Raw genomic sequence first — 15,578 nt, 5'->3', positions numbered from 1 at the left:
CATCGCATTCATCATTGTGCATTCATTGGGCCAAAAAAATTTGGCACGCGCATGTCGTGGGGCCGCCCCGGCGCTGCGGGGCGGCCGGGATCAGGTTCCGGTCACCGTGACGCTGTCGCGGTCGATGGGCGGGACGGTGCCCAGCTTGGAGATGTGGCTTTCCACCACGTCCCAGATCTGCGGCCCCTCGGTGCCCTCGTTCACGCTGGCCCAGCCCGCCACGACGTAGGACTTGGCCGGGTCGATCGGCTCGCCTGTGGCCAGAAGGGTCATCTCGCTGATGCGCTCGCCCTGCGGTTTTGACACGTCGATCCGGTAGCCCATGCCCCCGATGCGCACCATGTCGCCGCCCTGCTGGTAGTAGGGATCGGGGTTGAAGATGTTGTCCGCCACGTCCTCGAGGATCACCTTGATGAACTCGCCCGTCATCTCGGAGCGGTAGGCCTTGCCGTAGCTCATGGAGGTGACGTTGAAGATATCCTCGCGGGTGATGTCCTGCCCCGGCACCAGCGACGGGCCCCAGCGGACGCCGGGCGACATGGCGATCTGCGCGTCCCGCTCGGAAAGCAGTGCATCGCAGATCAGGTCGTCCCATGTGCCGTTGAAGTTGCCCCGGCGGTACAGAAGCCCCTCGGTCTGGCCGATGACCTCGCTCATCTCGGCCTCGAAGGGCGCGCGCTGTTCGTCGATCAGCGCGGCAACCTCCGCGTCCGGGGTGATCACGTCCGCGAAGATCGGGATCAGCTTGTGGCGGAAGCCCATCATCCGTCCGTCGCGCACGTCCAGATCGACACGGGAGACGAACTTGCCGTTGGAGCCGGAGGCGATCAGGATCGTCTCGCCCACCAGCACCGGCTCGGGCAGCGCGTCATGGGTGTGGCCGGTGAGGATCACGTCGATCCCCTTCACCACGCCCGCCATCTTCTTGTCCACGTCGAAGCCGTTGTGGCTGAGGCAGACGACCAGTTCGGCGCCCTGTGCGCGGACCTCGTCCACCATCTGCTGCATGTGCTCGTCCCGGATGCCGAAGGAGTATTCCGGGAACATCCAGCCGGGGTTGGCGATCGGCATATAGGGGAAGGCCTGCCCGATGACGGCGACCTTTACGCCGCCGGTCTCGTAGAACTCGTAAGGCTTGAAGAGTTCGGCCGGTTCGTCCCATTCCGCGTCAAAGATGTTCTGGCCAAGGGCGGCGAAGGGCAGCCCCTCCACCAGTTCCTGCACGCGGGCGGAGCCGAGGGTGAATTCCCAGTGGAACGTCATCGCGTCGGGCTTGAGCGCGTTCATCACGTTGACCATGTCCTGCCCCTCGGTCTTGAGGCAGGTGTAGGAGCCGTGCCACGTATCGCCGCCGTCCAGCAGCAGCGCATCGGGCCGGTCGGCGCGGATGGCGTTGATCACGGTGGCCACGCGGTCCATGCCGCCGACCTTGCCGTACATCCCCGCCAGCGCCGCGAAATCCCCCGAGGAAAGCGCGTAATGCGAGGGCGAGCCGTCGTCGATGCCATAGAGCTTGCGGAAGTCGGCGCCGGTGACATGGGGCACCGCGCCCTTGTTGCCCCCCACCCCGAGGTTCACCGAAGGCTCGCGGAAATAGAGCGGCTTGAGCTGCGCGTGGATGTCGGTGACATGGATCAGCGAGACATTCCCGAAGGTGTCGAACTGCAGCAGCTGGTCCTGCGTCAGCGCCTGCTGCGCGGCCAGACGCGACCAGCTGCCAAAGCCGGAGGCGCCCAGCAGGGCCGAGGCGGCCATGGAAACCTGAAGGAAATCGCGGCGGGAGATCATGGGACGGGCTCCGTCGTAGGGCGTCTGGAAACAGGCGTCAGGATGCAGGGAACAGATCCCCTCCCGCCGGGGCGGAAGGGGGGGACTCGTTTCGGGCCGTTGTCAGGCCGCTGTCTGGCCAAGGCCGATGTCAGTTGCGGACCGAGGGCCCTTCGACCGAAAGGCCGTTGCCACGGCTGGCGACGTAGAGTTCCAGCGCGTTGAACTCGGGGCTGCCGGGCTTGAAGGTCTCGGCGCGGGTGTCGCGCACGCAGCCCTTGAAGCGATCCTGCACCGCGTTCAGCTTGGCGTTCTTCAGGCGATAGGCCGGGAAGGCGTTGATCTGGCCCTGGGACAGGTGGTCGGCGCGGATGTAATTGCCGTAGTTGTCCTCGTGGCAGTTCGCACAGGCCAGTTCGAGCTGGCCATAGCGGGTGTAGTAGATCTCCTTGCCCTTCTCCCAGGTCTCCCGGGCGGGGCCGTCGATCGCCACGTTGACCGGTATCCCGCGGGATTGCACCGCGATCAGCGCCTCCATGTTCACCATGTCGGACTTCACGATGTCCCACTTCTCGGCGCCCATGCGGCTTTCACGGCAGGCGTTGATCTGCATGGCGAGGGTCCGCACCTCGCCGGCCTCCTCGTTCCACTTCGGATAGACCGCGCGGACACCGGCCATGCTCTGCGCCGGATCGTCGTGGCAGGAGGCGCAGCTCTTGCCCTCGGTGCCATCGGGCGTGCCCCAGACATCCATGGCCTGATCGACGAAGATCATGCCCGGGTTGTCGAAGTCGTCCATTTCCAGTTGTTGCGTCTCATCCGAGCGGTAGATCCAGCCGGAGGTGATCTCCGACAGGGCACCGTCCAGATGGGCGGGGGCCTCGGCGCGCACGGTGATCTTGAGATCGCCGTTGATCACCAGGTCCGCATTCTCGTCCGCGGCAAGGGGCGCGGCGACGGCGAGGCCGCCGAGCAGCCCCAGCGTCGCGCCCAACCTCGTCCGGGTCAGCTTCGTTCTTGTCATGCGTTGCTCCTCCCTGAATGTTCGGTGTCCCTCAGGACACCGTCACCGCGCTCGTGTCCTCGTAGACAGACCCGTCGTCGTCGTACCAGGTGAACTTGAACTCGCCGCTTTCGGGAACCTTGGCGTCGAATTCGAAGTAGGGGTTGGTCGAGATCGCCGGCTCCATCGCGATGTCCACGACGCTCTCGCCGTTGAACTCGCAGGTGAAGCGGTTGATGATGGACCGGGGGATCGGATTGCCGTTCCCGTCCTTGCGCTGACCGCTTTCCATCGGGTGGCTGATCAGGGTCTTGATCGTGACCACTTCGCCAGCGGATGCGGTTTTCGGGGCTTTCACCCGGGGTTTCACACCAGATGCCATTGTCTTGATCCTCTTTCCTGAGCTCAGCCGCCGCAGCCGCCGATGGTCACCTTGACGGTGCTGGAGGCCTTGGCAAAGCTGCCGTCGGCCATCTTGGCGATCGCCACCACGTCCTGCGTCCCGGCCAGACGGATGCGGGTCGAGGCATCCTGCGAGCCGGCCAGCGGGCCGAAGGTGAAGGTCGCAACGCCCGGGGTCGGGTTGCCGGTGGCCAGCACCAGGATCGCCGTCGCGCCGGGGGCCGAGACGCTGATCGGAACGGTGTTGCCGTTTTCCGCGATCTCGGGGGCGGTCAGGGTCAGGCCGGTGCCGGACGTGTCCGCGCCGCCGGTGAATTCCGCGATTTTGTCATCCGCAGCCGCGTTCACGCGGAACGGAAGGATCGTCAGCGCGGCGGCGCCGAGGCCGAGGGCCAGCGTGTCGCGTCGGGTAATCTGCATTGTCATCTCCTCGATCAGGCCTTCCGGGTCACTCTTTGAGAGTCGTCAGGAAGGCGACAACATCCTCGATCTGCTGGGCGGTCAGCAGGGGCGGCAGCGGTTCCGCAGCGGCCTTGCCGGTGAAGGCGTCGCCGGGGCGGATGTAGCCGCTGGTCTTGTAGAACGCCGGCATGATCGTGCCGTCGTAGGTCTTCTTGGCATTCGCGACGATCCCGCGCAGTTCGGCCACGGACCAGCGGTCCGCGACACCGTCGAGCGACGGACCCACCTCGCCATGGAACGGGGCGCTTTCCAGCGCCGTCACCGCGTGGCAGGCCACGCAGTTGCCCATGCTCCGGGTGGTCATGACCTTGGCCCCATCCTCGAGGCTGGTCGGCGCATCCGTCAGCGGCGCCTCGATCGCGCCGTAGTCATCGTAGACCACGTCGGTCGGGGCTACCTCCGCTGCCGCCAGGGACGTGGCCGCCCCTGCCGCCAGCACGAAGGCCATCGGCATCAACTTGCGTGTCATTTTTCCTCCCTCAGCTACCTTTTCGGTCGCGTCCTCCCGCTCACCATAGGCGGAGCGACACAACCACGCAACATCAAATTCAATAACGCGAATTTACTTATAATTGCTGCAACTGCGAAGATTTCATTTCGAAGATTGCCGCTCTTCGATCATCCGCGCGTGGTACTTCTGGAACGGCTCGTCGCCGGTGTAGCCCTCGTCCAGAACCCAGGTCAGAAGGTCGAAGGTCGTGCTCTTGCCGAAGGCGCCGGGCATGGTGACGGCGGCGGCCCGCGCGGCGGACAGCCCCTCGGGCACCTCCGTCGGGAACATCATCATCGTGGGCGTGAACATCAGGCCCCATTTGCGGACCATGTCCTTCTCGGGCAGGGTTTCCCCGTCGAAGTCGGTCACCTCGACGTCGCCGAACATGTTGATCTGCACGACGAAGTACTTGTCCATCAGCAGGCTCTCGATCTCGGGCTGGGGAAAGACCTCGTTGTGCATCTTGGTGCAGTAGATGCAGCCGCGCTGCTCGACGATCACCAGCAGGCGGCGGTCCTCGGCCTGCGCCTCTGCCTGATCCTCGCGCAGGTCCTTGAAGGTGTCGCGCATCCAGGGCGCCTTGTGCAGCCCGTCATCGCCCAGCGTGGCGGCGGCGGCACCGCTGGCCAGCGCCAGCGCCGTGCCCATGGCGATCAGAACGTGTTTCATGGTCTCTCCTCCTCTGGGCCATCCGCTTGCGGGGGCAAGCAGGCCTCACCCGACGTTCAGGAAGCCGGGGAAGGTGCGGATCAGCCAGTCCGCGATCAGGTTGACGGTATTGGTGGCGATCAGCAGGGCGAAGAGGATCAGCATCGCCCCCATCGCCTTCTCGACGTATCCCATGTAGCGGCGGTTGCGCCCGACCCAGGCCAGGAACGGCCGCGCGAAGAGCGCCGCGATGACGAAGGGCGCGGTCATCCCGATCCCGTAGACCAGCAGCAGCAGCGCCCCGCGCCAGAGGTCCCCCATGCCCGAGGCGATCATCAGGATCGAGGCCAGCGCCGGACCGACGCAGGGCGTCCAGCCGAAGCCGAAGGCCAGCCCCATGACATAGGCGCCCAGCAGGGTCGTCGGCTCGGCCTTCGATTCGAGGCGGGCTTCGCGGTAGAGCAGCGGGATGCGTATCACGCCAAGGAAATGCAGCCCGAAGAGCAGCAGGATCCCGGCGGCGACATAGGACAGCGGCTGCTTCCACTGGGCAAAGGCCTGCCCCAGCGCCGTCGCCCCCATCCCCAGCATCACGAAGATCGAGGTCACGCCAAGCGCGAAGGCCACAGCGGACAGCACCAGCCGCTTGCGCGCGCCGGGCGCGATGTCCCCGTCGCCCTGCAACTCGGACATGGAGAGCCCGGCCATGTAGCACAGGTAAAACGGCACCATCGGCAGAATGCAGGGGGTGAAAAAGGACAAAAGCCCGGCAAGCGCCGCGCCGAGATAAGAGATTTCCAGCACGAGGGCCTCCCTACCCTTGAGCCATAAACATATTCACATTAGATAGATTGTCAGCCGCCCGTCAATCCGCCACGATGCGACGATGCACCTCTTTGACGCCAGCCCGGCCTGCTGCCATCCGGTGGGCCGTCCGGGCCAGCCCCGCTTCATAGGACACCGGCCCATGCGCCTTCTGCCTGCTCTCGTCCCGGCCATCGCCCCGGCCCTCGCCCTCGTCGCCTGTCTGGCGCCGGGCGGTGCCGCCGCGCTGGACCTGATCATGGTCGAACGCCCCGGCTGCGCCTATTGCGCGGCATGGAACCGCACCATCGCGCCGATCTACCCCAAGACCGCCGCCGGCGAGAGCGCGCCGCTGGTTCGCATGGACATCTCCGAGGCCCCGCCCGAGGGCGTCACCTTTGCCCGGCCCGTGGTCTTCACCCCGACCTTCATCCTCGTGGACGAGGGCACCGAACTGGGCCGGATCGAAGGCTACCCGGGGGAAGACTTCTTCTGGGGGCTGCTCGAAAAGATGCTTTCCGAGCAAACGGATACTGATAGAGCGAGCTAGCCGCTGGCCTCTCGCCGAATTTAGTATACTCTGTTTCGAAAGGGAAATTCTGGAAGTGACCGTCGCAATGCAGACCGGAGCCGCCCCGAAATCCGTCGAAGAGACAACCCTGCCCGTCTTCGACGAGAGCCTCTCGGACGCCGAAATGGACCGAATGGTGGACAACGCCACCCGCGCCTCGAATTTTCTCAAGGCGGTGAGCCACGAAGGCCGCCTGATGATCCTGTGCCACCTCGTCACCGGCGAGAAATCGGTGACCGAGCTGGAAAACCTGCTCTCGGCCCGGCAGGCCGCCGTCTCGCAGCAGCTGTCGCGGCTGCGACTTGAGGGCCTCGTCGTGCCCCGGCGCGAGGGCAAGGCGATCTACTACAGCCTCGCGGATGACAAGCCGAAGCGGGTGCTCGAACTCGTCTACGAATTGTTCTGCGACTGAGACACGCCCGTGCCGCGCCGCCCGGGAGGGGGCGGTGCCCGCGAGGTGACTGACCGCGGCCGCGCCGCGGACCACATGTCGGATGGGGAGGATCGGGCATGGACGTACTGGCACTTGGAGAACCGGCCCTTGCCGCGCTGATCGGCCTGGCCGGAGGCGTGATGCTGGGCCTTGCGGCACGGCTCGGGCGGTTTTGCACCCTCGGCGCAATCGAGGACCTGCTCTATGGCGGGTCGTCGCGGCGGATGCGGATGTGGGGGCTTGCCATCGGCCTCTCCGTCGTGGGGGCCTTCGGGCTGATGGGCGCGGGGCTCTTTGCCCCCGCCGACACCTTCTACCTCTCGATCCGCTGGATGCCCGTGGCCGCGATCCTCGGCGGGCTGACCTTCGGCTATGGCATGGCGCTTGCGGGCAACTGCGGCTTCGGGGCGATCGCCCGGCTGGGCGGCGGCGACCTGCGGGCCTTCGTGATCGTTCTGGTCATGGGGCTGACCTCCTACCTCGTGCTGCGCGGGCCGCTGGCCGGGCTGCGCGACAGCCTCTTCCACCAGCAACCCGTCACCCCCGGCGACCCGGTACCCGGCCTCGCCCATATGATCGCCGCACAGACAGGCGCGCCGGTCTGGGCCACGGGCCTCGCCCTCGGCCTCGCGATCTGCGCGGGCGTGCTGGCCTCACGCGACTTCCTCCGCGACGGCCGCGCCCTCTTCTGGTCGGCCGTGGTGGCGGCGGCGATCCTCAGCGGCTGGGTCGGCACCAGCTGGATCGCGCATCACGGCTTTGCGGCCCTGCCGGTCGTGTCGCATTCCTTCTCGGCCCCTCTGGGGGAGACGCTCCTCTTCGCCATGACCGGGGCGGTGTCCGATCTCTCCTTCTCCGTCGGCTCGGTTCTGGGGGTGGCGCTCGGCGCCTTCGCCGGGTCCTTCAGCCAGGGCCGGTTCCGTTGGGAAGCCTGCGAGGATCCGCGCGAACTGCGGCGCCAGATCACCGGCGCCGTGCTCATGGGCGCAGGGGCCGTTGTTGCCATGGGGTGCACAATCGGACAGGGCGTGTCCGCTTTTTCCGTGCTCGCCTGGTCCGCCCCGCTGACCTTCGCGGCGATCTTTGCCGGGGCCGCTTTGGGCCTGCGCCAGCTCATCACTGGTTTTCAGCCTGCGGAATAGGCAAACGCCCGTGGCTGCCGCCCGGATAAGCGCCACCACCGGTCACCTGACGTAAGCGGTCGCTTTTGACATGGTCCTGTCATCCCCCACCCGGTAGCGAGGATGAACCACGAGCGGACCCAATTGTTATGATGTCAGAATTCAACCGTTACGCGATTTATTACGCACCAGAGCCCGGCCCGTTGGCCGAGTTCGGCGCCGCTTGGCTTGGCTGGGACCTCCAGGAAGGCTGCGGCGTAACCCACCCCGAAATCGAAGACCTGCCGCGCGCCATCGCAGACCTGACGGCGACCCCGCGCAAGTACGGGCTGCACGGGACGATCAAGGCCCCGATCCGGCTGGCCGAGGGGCGCACCCCCGAACAGATGGCCGACAGCGCGCGCAGGCTCTGCGCCGGGCTGGCCCCCGTCACCACCGGGCCGCTAACGCTCAAGTGCATGAAGGGCTTCCTCGCACTTGTGCCCACCGGCGACCTCGCGCCGCTTTCGGCGCTTGCAGGGGCCTGCGTGGCCGGGCTGGACGCCTTCCGCGCCCCGCCGACCGAGGAAGAGCTGGCCAAGCGCCGCAAGGCACCGCTGAGCCCCGCACAGGAAGAAAACCTCGCTCGCTGGGGCTATCCTTATGTGATGGACGACTTCCAGTTCCACATCACCCTGACGGGCCGCCTCACCCCCGGCGAGGCCGAGCGCACCAAGGAGGTGCTGGAGGACCACGTGGCCCCCTTCACCCGGTCGCCGTTCCGCATCACCTCGCTGGTGCTGGCAGGCGAAAACCCCTGGGGCCGGTTCCAGACCATCGAGCGCTTCCCCCTCGGCCGCGGCTGAGAGGGAAGCTCCCATCGCCGCCCTCCGGCGGGTCTCAGCCCGCCGGGGTCTCTTCGCGCATGGGGCGGATCAGCCCCTCCTGTGCCACATCCGCGATCAGCCGGCCGTCCTGCGTGAAGACCCGCCCCCGGCAGAAGCCCCGGGCCCCGCGGGCCCATGTGCTGTCGGTGGAATAGAGCAGCCACTCATCCATGCGGAACGGGCCATGCAACCATAGCGCGTGGTCGAGGCTCGCCATCTGCACGTTGCCCGCCGCGAAGGATGCCCCGTGCGGACGCACCGAGGCGCCGAGCAACCCAAGGTCCGAGGTATATGCAAGCGCGGCCCGGTGCAGGCCCGGATTGTCCGGCAGCGGATGCCGGGCGCGGACCCAGAAGTCCTGCCCCGCGCGGCCCGGCTCCGGGTTGAAGGCCAGCACGCCCTCCACCGGGCGAACCTCCAGCGGATGGTTTCTGGACAGGAAACGACTCACCCTGTCCGGAAGCTGAGCGCCCAGCTCCTCGCCCAGTTCGATCTGATTCTTCAGGCCCTCGGGCCCGGGCACGTCGGGCATGGCGTCCTGATGGCTCCAGCCCTCTTCCTCGACGTGGAAGGAGGCGGCCATGTTCAGGATCGGCTTGCCGTTCTGGATCGCCACCACCCGCCGGGTCGAGAAGGAGCCGCCGTCGCGGTCCCGGTCGACGCGGTAAAGCACCGGCTGCGCCGCGTTGCCGGGGCGCATGAAATAGGCATGGAGCGAGTGGTTCGGGCGGCTGGGGTCGACGGTATGGGTCGCGGACATCAGCGCCTGCGCGATCACCTGCCCGCCAAAGCTGCGGCCCTTGCCCCGCGGGGTGGCGATGCCGCGGTAGAAGTCCTCTTCCAGCCGCTCCACATCCAGAACCGGAACCAGAAGGTCCTCTGCTGCCTCGTCCTGCTGCCCGCTCATCCGCGCCTCCGTCTCGTCATTCCATGTCATCCCCGTCTGATTGAGCGCGCGCGCCCCGCTTTGCAAGCCCCGATGGGCGCGGAACGCGAAGGCGCGGGTCTGCGTTGATCTGTCAGCAAGGGAGACCGGACATGAAGGCACAATCCAAGGCCCAGCAACGCGCCGCGGGCGCCGCCCTCTCTGCCAAGCGTGGCGAGAGCAAGGTGAAGGACCTGCAGGGCGCCTCGAAGGAGATGTACGACACCATGAGCGAGGCGGAGCTGGAGGAGATGGCCAGCACCGATCACGACGACCTGCCGGAACGGTCCGACTAGGCGGCGGCCTCAGCCCGCGGGCTTGCGCTGCTCTGCGAGGGCAGAGGCCAGTTCGCCATAGAGCGCCCGGCGTTCGTCCTCGCTGAGGAAGGCGCCGATCTCGACCGTGCGGCCATTGCCGCTGAGCGTGACATACCACGGCACCGGGCCGCCCTGCTGGTGCATCTCGGCCCGGGCCCAGTAGCTCTGCGCCTCCCACGCCTGACGGGAGCCGTCAGGGTTCTCCCGTCGCAGCGCGATCCGTTCGGGCGTGATCTCCAGCAGTTCCTCGATCTCGGCCGAGCGGTAGGAGCGCCGCAGCCCGTACCAGAGCGCCCAGAGCGCCCCCAGCCCGAAGGGCAGCAGCCCCCAGAGTACAAGCGATCCCAGCACCCCGAAAAGCGGGATCAGCAGCAACAGGAAGAAGAGCCCGATCACGAAGGCAAAGCCCCGCGGCGGCAGCGAGCGATAGGGCCAGAGCCGCAGGCGGCGGCCTTCGGGCGTCTCGCTCCATTCATAGGGCATCGGCCCCTCCCCGGTCAGTCGTGATCTGTCCTGAAATGCAAAGGCCCCGGCATCTCTGCCGGGGCCTCGCGTCTGTCTCGGATCAGGCCCGGCTCAATGCGCGTGGCCTTTGTCCCAGTCCTCCTGCTTGGGGAGGATTTCGAAGGTATGCTCCGGCGGCGGAGAGGGCAGCGTCCACTCCAGCGTATCGGCATATTCGTTCCAGTAGTTGTTCTCGGTCACCTTGGCGCCGCGGAACAGCGACCAGATGATCACGCCGAAGAAGAACACGAAGGACGCGAAGGACAGGAAGGCGCCCATGGACGACCAGAAGTTCCAGGTGGCGAAAGCCTCCGGGTAGTCGATGTAACGGCGCGGCATGCCCTGACGGCCCAGGAAGTGCTGCGGGAAGAAGGTCAGGTTCGCACCGATGAACATCGCCCAGAAGTGCAGCTTGCCTGCCCATTCCGGGTACTGGCGGCCGGTCATCTTGCCGAAGTAGAAGTAGACGCCCGCGAAGATCGCGAAGACCGCGCCCAGCGACATCACGTAGTGGAAGTGCGCCACCACGTAGTAGGTGTCGTGATAGGCCCGGTCGATGCCGGCCTGCGACAGCACCACGCCGGTCACGCCGCCCACGGTGAAGAGGAACAGGAAGCCGAAGGCCCAGAGCATCGGGGTCTTGAACTCCACCGAGCCGCCCCACATCGTGGCGATCCAGCTGAAGACCTTCACCCCTGTGGGCACCGCGATCACCATCGTGGCCAGCATGAAGTAGCTCTGCTGCGTCAGCGACATGCCCACCGTGTACATGTGGTGCGCCCAGACGACGAAGCCCAGAACACCGATCGCGATGATCGCCAGAACCATCGGCAGGTAGCCGAAGATCGGCTTGCGCGAGAAGGTGGCGATGACGTGGCTGATGATGCCGAAGCCGGGCAGGATGATGATGTACACTTCCGGGTGGCCGAAGAACCACAGGATGTGCTGGTACAGGATCGGATCCCCGCCGCCCGAGGGCTGGAAGAAGGTCGTGCCGAAGTTCCGGTCGGTCAGCAGCATGGTTATCGCGCCGGCCAGAACGGGCAGCGACAGAAGGATCAGCCAGGCGGTGACGAAGACGGACCAGGCGAAGAGCGGCACCTTGAACAGGGTCATGCCGGGGGCACGCATGTTCAGGAAGGTGGTGATGATGTTGATCGCCCCCAGGATCGACGAGGCGCCCGAAACGTGCACCGCGAAGATCGCGAGGTCGGTCGAATAGCCCGCCTCGTTGGTCGAGAGCGGCGGGTAAAGCACCCAGCCGATGCCCGAGCCCAGCTGGTCATTGCCGCCCGGCGCGAAGAGCGAGGCGACGCCGAGGCAGACGCCTGCGACATAGAGCCAGTAGGACATGTTGTTCAGACGCGGGAACGCCATGTCCGGCGCGCCGATCTGCAGCGGCATGAAGTAGTTGCCGAAACCGCCGAAAAGCGCCGGAATGACGACGAAGAACATCATCAGGACGCCGTGATACGTGATCATCACGTTCCACAGGTGACCGTTCGGCGTACACTCCCCTTCCGCCGCTGGCCACAGCCGTGCGCCTTCAAGGCACATGAACTGAACGCCCGGATGCATGAGCTCCATCCGCATGTAGACGGTGAACAGCACCGAGATCAGGCCGACGACAGCCGCCGTGATCAGGTACAGGACACCGATGTCTTTGTGATTGGTCGACATGAACCAGCGGGTGAAGAACCCTCGCTCGTCATGATGTTCGTGGCCATGAATGGCTGCGTCCGCCATGCCCTTGCCTCCTCTGGTGTGACTGGACGTACCGCGGGAGTCTCCCCGGAAAGCCCGCGCAATTATGCTGTTTTTAGAATGACTCCGGTTTCACAAGCAATGGGCCGGTTTGATCGAGATCAAATTATTTTGTCGCACCCCCCCTTGCATTCCGCAACGCAGCGCCGTGCCCCGGGCGCCCACAGCGCGAAAAGGCCGCCCGGCATCTGCCGGACGGCCCTTTTCTGTCGTTCCGGTGGTCTCTGCCCTGCAAACCTTGTTGCAGCGGAAGCCTTCCGCCGCTGCGTGCAGGTCACGCAGTGCGGATCACTCGGTAAAGGTCGCGAGGTAGGCCGCGATGTCCTCGCCGCCCTTGGGCAGCTTGAAGGTCATCTTCGATTTGGCACCGCTGTCGCCGAGGTACTCCTGCAGGAAGGCCTTGGGATCCGCGACATAAGTCACGATGTTTTCCTCGTCCCAGACGAGGCCCTTCTCACCGGCCGCGACAAGGTCGGGGCCGTACTTGAAGCCGTCATAGGTGCCGGCGGTGCGCCCGATCACGCCGTGCAGGTCCGGGCCGGTGCGGCCGCCCTTCACGGCGCCCTCGATCGAGTGGCAGGCCTTGCACTTGCGGAAGTCCTTCTCGCCCGCGCCCGCATCACCGGCGAAGGCCGGGGCGGTCATCAGGGCAAGAGCGGCAAGAACCGAAAGGGGCTTGGTGGCTTTCATGGCTGTTCTCCAGAGTCTTTGCGCGCGTTTTCACCGGCATAGCGCAGGACGGGCCGCCACCCTAGGGTTTTGTCCCGGTCGGCCCGCTGAAGAATTGTCGCAGGGGCGGCGAGGACCCTGCCCTGCCGGGATCGCAGGCAGCGCCGCCGGTCAGTCGGTGCAGGCCGGCCCCTTGGCCGCGTCGCCAAAGACGGTATCGAAACTCGCCCGCAGCGCCACGTCGAGGTCGTCCATCGTCACCGGCAGGCCGAGGTCCACGAGGCTGGTCACCCCGTGGCCCGAGATGCCGCAGGGCACGATGCCACCGAAATGCTCCAGCTCCGGCTCCACGTTGATCGAGATGCCGTGGAAGCTGACCCACTTGCGCAGCCGGATGCCGATGGCGGCGATCTTGTCCTCGCGCATCGAGCCGTCGGGCAGCGCGGGCTTGTCGGGCCGCGCGATCCAGACCCCGACCCGACCCTGCCGGATCTCGCCGCGCAGGTTGAACTGGTCCAGCGTCTCGATCACCCAGCGTTCCAGCTGCCGCACGAAGCAGCGCACGTCGCGCCCGCGCCGGTTCAGGTCCAGCATGACATAGACCACCCGCTGCCCCGGCCCGTGGTAGGTGTACTGCCCGCCGCGCTTGCTCTCGTAGACCGGGAACCGGTCTGCCGCGAGAAGGTCCTTGCTGTCGGCCGAGGTGCCCGCCGTGTAGAGCGGCGGATGTTCCACCAGCCAGATCAGCTCGTCGGCCTCGCCCCGGGCGATGGCATCTGCACGGGCCTCCATGCGGGCGACGGCTTCCGGGTAGCCGGTTAGACCGGTCTCGATCAACCATTCCATTTTTGTCTTTTTCCTCGCCGTACGGGACCAGAAATTGCTAGCGCGATGTCAAAGCCGCGCTACACTGCCCGCATCTATTTTACTCCGGCATTACCTTACAGGGGGAATTTCTGATGATCACCAAATCGGTGAAGGTGGCCCTGGCCGCCAGCATTATGGCAACCGCACCCATCCAAGGCATGGCCAGCGATCTCGGCGCCGCTCTTGTCGGCGGCATCATCGGTGGCGCCATCATGAGCGGCGCAGCACAGAACAAGCAGAAGCAGCGGACCTATTCCGCGCCGCGCACCTCCTCGGCGAACACCGTCGCACGGCAGGCGAACCGCGAGACGCAGACCTCGCTCAACTACTTCGGCTTCAATGCAGGCACCCCGGACGGTGTCATGGGCTCGCGCTCGCGGACCGCGATCTCGCAGTATCAGGCCTATATGTCCTTCCCGGTGACCGGCCAGCTGACGCCCTTCGAGCGCGATCACCTCGTCACGTCGTACAACCGCGCCCAGATCGGCGGCCCCGAGGTGATGACCGCGGTGCAGCGCCACCCCGATGGCGCCCGCAGCCTGCTGGTGGCCTGGCGCGACCAGAAGTTCGGCACGCCCGGCCGCTCGACCGGCGTCGGCTATGCCGGCCTGCCGATCGAGGTTTCCGAGGCCATCGACGAAATCGCCGACAGCACCGAGCCCTCGGCCGAACAGCTGCTCCAGCGCACCGGCTTCATCCAGATGGCCGACCTGAACGGCGACGGGCGCAACGATTACGTCATCGACACCGCAGTGACCGGGTCGAACTACTGGTGCGGCCAGTCGCAGTGCTCCACGCTGGTCTTCACCTCGAAGCACGACGGCTATCAGCGGCACGATTTCCAGTACCGCCGCAACGCCTCGCTGACCAACACGGTCACCACGGCGATGTTCGCCTGTGACCGCATGGGCTGCGAGATCAACGATCCCCTGAACGGCGGCACCATGGCCGCCGCCGCCCCCGCCGCGCCGATGCCGCAGGTTCAGCCCTCGATGCCCTCCGGCAGCGTGATGGCCAGCCAGCCCGCGCCCTCGGCCCCCGCGCCGCAGCCGCTGCCGGTCGCCGGTGGTGCAACCCTGGCCCCGCTGCCCTTCGCGGCCCCCGCCGCCGCGCCGCAGCCCTCGCTGGCCTCCTACTGCTCCAAGGTCAGCCTGCTGACCAACTCCAACGGCGGCTACACCACGCTGGCCACGATGGCCGACCCCGAGCTTGCCCTGTCGGAACAGTTCTGCCTGTCGCGCACCTACTCCATCGCCAAGGGCGAGGAGATGGTCAGCCAGGTGCAGGGCCTCTCGACCGATCAGATCGACGCCCAGTGTGACGCCTTCGGCGCCGGTCTCGCCAGCTATGTCTCGATGCTGTACAGCACCGATGCCGGCCAGGTGACCGCGCAGGTGCAGAAGTTCGTCCTCGACAGTAACATGACGCTCGAACAGGCCCGCCAGACCGGCGCGATCTGCCTCTACACCGGTTACCGTCGTGACAAGATGGATGTGGCGCTCGGCTCTGCGCTGCTGCTGATCGGCGCGGGCCAGACGCCCTATGCGGAACTCATCGGCCACCACCTGAGCCAGGGCTTCGGCACCGCCGAATCCCCCGCCCTCGCGCAGGGCTGGTACAAGGCCGCCGTCACCGCGCTTACCAATGGCGCCGAGGCGGTCTTCGCCCCCGGCCAGACCGACCGCGCCCAGCTGATCGACGCGGCCGCCACCGGGCTCACCGCCCCGATGTCCGCACCGGCCGCCGCCACCCCGCAGGCGACGGCCCTGCCGACCTTCACGCTGAAATAAGCGGATTTGCGGGCGCCTCCGTGCGCCCGCCAGACATGCAGCGGCCGCCCCCTCCGGGCGGCCGTTTCAGTTGACGTAAGGGACTTGGGCCTCCACCGAAAAAAGTCGTCGAGGGGATGCGTTTTGGCTCTTGAGGTGGGCTGAGACACTCGTTATACGGCCCCTCACCTAC

At 66.4% G+C, this 15,578-nt stretch carries 17 protein-coding genes and 1 pseudogene; 6 read left to right on the top strand and 12 right to left on the bottom strand.

The features are described 5' to 3' along the window. Window positions 1-90 precede the first annotated feature (90 nt). The 7 genes from soxB to LCM32_RS03040 all read right to left on the bottom strand — a co-directional run bounded on the left by soxB (window position 91) and on the right by LCM32_RS03040 (window position 5,579). Window positions 91-1,788 (bottom strand): thiosulfohydrolase SoxB, encoded by a 1,698-nt coding sequence (gene soxB / locus LCM32_RS03070; protein WP_224819576.1) that lies wholly within the window; start codon window positions 1,786-1,788, stop codon window positions 91-93. Window positions 1,789-1,918: 130 nt separating this feature from the next. Then, window positions 1,919-2,791, bottom strand: coding sequence for a sulfur oxidation c-type cytochrome SoxA (gene soxA, locus LCM32_RS03065; RefSeq protein WP_224819575.1), 873 nt, complete (start codon window positions 2,789-2,791; stop codon window positions 1,919-1,921). A 31-nt stretch (window positions 2,792-2,822) separates the two neighbouring features. Next, window positions 2,823-3,152 (bottom strand): thiosulfate oxidation carrier complex protein SoxZ, encoded by a 330-nt coding sequence (gene soxZ / locus LCM32_RS03060; RefSeq protein WP_224819574.1) that lies wholly within the window; start codon window positions 3,150-3,152, stop codon window positions 2,823-2,825. A gap of 23 nt (window positions 3,153-3,175) precedes the next feature. Beyond that, window positions 3,176-3,592, bottom strand: a complete 417-nt coding sequence (soxY, locus tag LCM32_RS03055; protein ID WP_224819573.1) for a thiosulfate oxidation carrier protein SoxY — start codon at window positions 3,590-3,592, stop codon at window positions 3,176-3,178. A 28-nt stretch (window positions 3,593-3,620) separates the two neighbouring features. Further along, entirely contained in the window at window positions 3,621-4,103 is a 483-nt protein-coding gene (soxX, locus tag LCM32_RS03050; protein ID WP_224819572.1) for a sulfur oxidation c-type cytochrome SoxX, read from the bottom strand. Window positions 4,104-4,226: 123 nt separating this feature from the next. Next, complete coding sequence (locus LCM32_RS03045; RefSeq protein WP_224819571.1) at window positions 4,227-4,796, bottom strand: SoxW family protein; 570 nt, start codon at window positions 4,794-4,796, stop codon at window positions 4,227-4,229. Between the two features lie 45 nt (window positions 4,797-4,841). Beyond that, window positions 4,842-5,579, bottom strand: coding sequence for a cytochrome c biogenesis CcdA family protein (locus LCM32_RS03040; RefSeq protein ID WP_224819570.1), 738 nt, complete (start codon window positions 5,577-5,579; stop codon window positions 4,842-4,844). Window positions 5,580-5,742: 163 nt separating this feature from the next. Here LCM32_RS03040 and LCM32_RS03035 point away from each other — a divergent pair, with 163 nt between their 5' ends. The 4 genes from LCM32_RS03035 to LCM32_RS03020 all read left to right on the top strand — a co-directional run bounded on the left by LCM32_RS03035 (window position 5,743) and on the right by LCM32_RS03020 (window position 8,549). Then, window positions 5,743-6,129 carry a thioredoxin family protein gene (locus tag LCM32_RS03035; protein ID WP_224819569.1) on the top strand — a complete coding sequence of 129 codons (387 nt, stop codon included), beginning with the start codon at window positions 5,743-5,745 and terminating at the stop codon, window positions 6,127-6,129. Window positions 6,130-6,274: 145 nt separating this feature from the next. Further along, window positions 6,275-6,562, top strand: coding sequence for an ArsR/SmtB family transcription factor (locus tag LCM32_RS03030; RefSeq protein ID WP_224819885.1), 288 nt, complete (start codon window positions 6,275-6,277; stop codon window positions 6,560-6,562). 98 nt (window positions 6,563-6,660) lie between these two features. After that, complete coding sequence (locus LCM32_RS03025; protein ID WP_224819568.1) at window positions 6,661-7,725, top strand: YeeE/YedE family protein; 1,065 nt, start codon at window positions 6,661-6,663, stop codon at window positions 7,723-7,725. A 128-nt stretch (window positions 7,726-7,853) separates the two neighbouring features. Continuing rightward, the gene (locus LCM32_RS03020) at window positions 7,854-8,549 is read left to right on the top strand and encodes a DUF1045 domain-containing protein (RefSeq protein WP_318246168.1); all 696 of its coding nucleotides are present in this window, start codon (window positions 7,854-7,856) and stop codon (window positions 8,547-8,549) included. A 34-nt stretch (window positions 8,550-8,583) separates the two neighbouring features. Here the strand turns inward: LCM32_RS03020 and LCM32_RS03015 are convergent, their stop codons facing one another. Beyond that, window positions 8,584-9,507, bottom strand: a complete 924-nt coding sequence (locus tag LCM32_RS03015) for an acyl-CoA thioesterase (RefSeq protein ID WP_224819567.1) — start codon at window positions 9,505-9,507, stop codon at window positions 8,584-8,586. A gap of 101 nt (window positions 9,508-9,608) precedes the next feature. Here LCM32_RS03015 and LCM32_RS03010 point away from each other — a divergent pair, with 101 nt between their 5' ends. Beyond that, complete coding sequence (locus LCM32_RS03010; RefSeq protein WP_224819566.1) at window positions 9,609-9,791, top strand: DUF3008 family protein; 183 nt, start codon at window positions 9,609-9,611, stop codon at window positions 9,789-9,791. A 9-nt stretch (window positions 9,792-9,800) separates the two neighbouring features. Here the strand turns inward: LCM32_RS03010 and LCM32_RS03005 are convergent, their stop codons facing one another. From LCM32_RS03005 to lipB, 4 genes and pseudogenes are all read right to left on the bottom strand, one after another. Beyond that, a complete protein-coding gene (locus tag LCM32_RS03005) occupies window positions 9,801-10,295 on the bottom strand; it encodes a DUF2244 domain-containing protein (RefSeq protein ID WP_224819565.1) in 495 nt (164 codons plus the stop codon). A gap of 93 nt (window positions 10,296-10,388) precedes the next feature. Further along, window positions 10,389-12,062, bottom strand: a complete 1,674-nt coding sequence (gene ctaD, locus LCM32_RS03000) for a cytochrome c oxidase subunit I (RefSeq protein ID WP_224819564.1) — start codon at window positions 12,060-12,062, stop codon at window positions 10,389-10,391. 306 nt (window positions 12,063-12,368) lie between these two features. After that, complete coding sequence (locus LCM32_RS02995; protein ID WP_224819563.1) at window positions 12,369-12,770, bottom strand: c-type cytochrome; 402 nt, start codon at window positions 12,768-12,770, stop codon at window positions 12,369-12,371. A gap of 150 nt (window positions 12,771-12,920) precedes the next feature. Beyond that, a pseudogene (gene lipB / locus LCM32_RS02990) lies at window positions 12,921-13,604 on the bottom strand (lipoyl(octanoyl) transferase LipB); the annotation flags it as partial. Between the two features lie 104 nt (window positions 13,605-13,708). On the opposite strand from lipB, the gene LCM32_RS02985 reads away from it, so the two are divergent. Next, on the top strand, window positions 13,709-15,406 hold the full coding sequence (locus LCM32_RS02985; RefSeq protein WP_224819561.1) for a peptidoglycan-binding domain-containing protein: 1,698 nt from the start codon (window positions 13,709-13,711) through the stop codon (window positions 15,404-15,406). Window positions 15,407-15,578 lie beyond the last annotated feature (172 nt).

Origin of the sequence: Pseudooceanicola nanhaiensis (assembly GCF_020171315.1) — a bacterium.
GTDB lineage: Bacteria > Pseudomonadota > Alphaproteobacteria > Rhodobacterales > Rhodobacteraceae > Pseudooceanicola > Pseudooceanicola nanhaiensis_A.
This window is presented reverse-complemented; position numbering and strand designations above follow the sequence as displayed.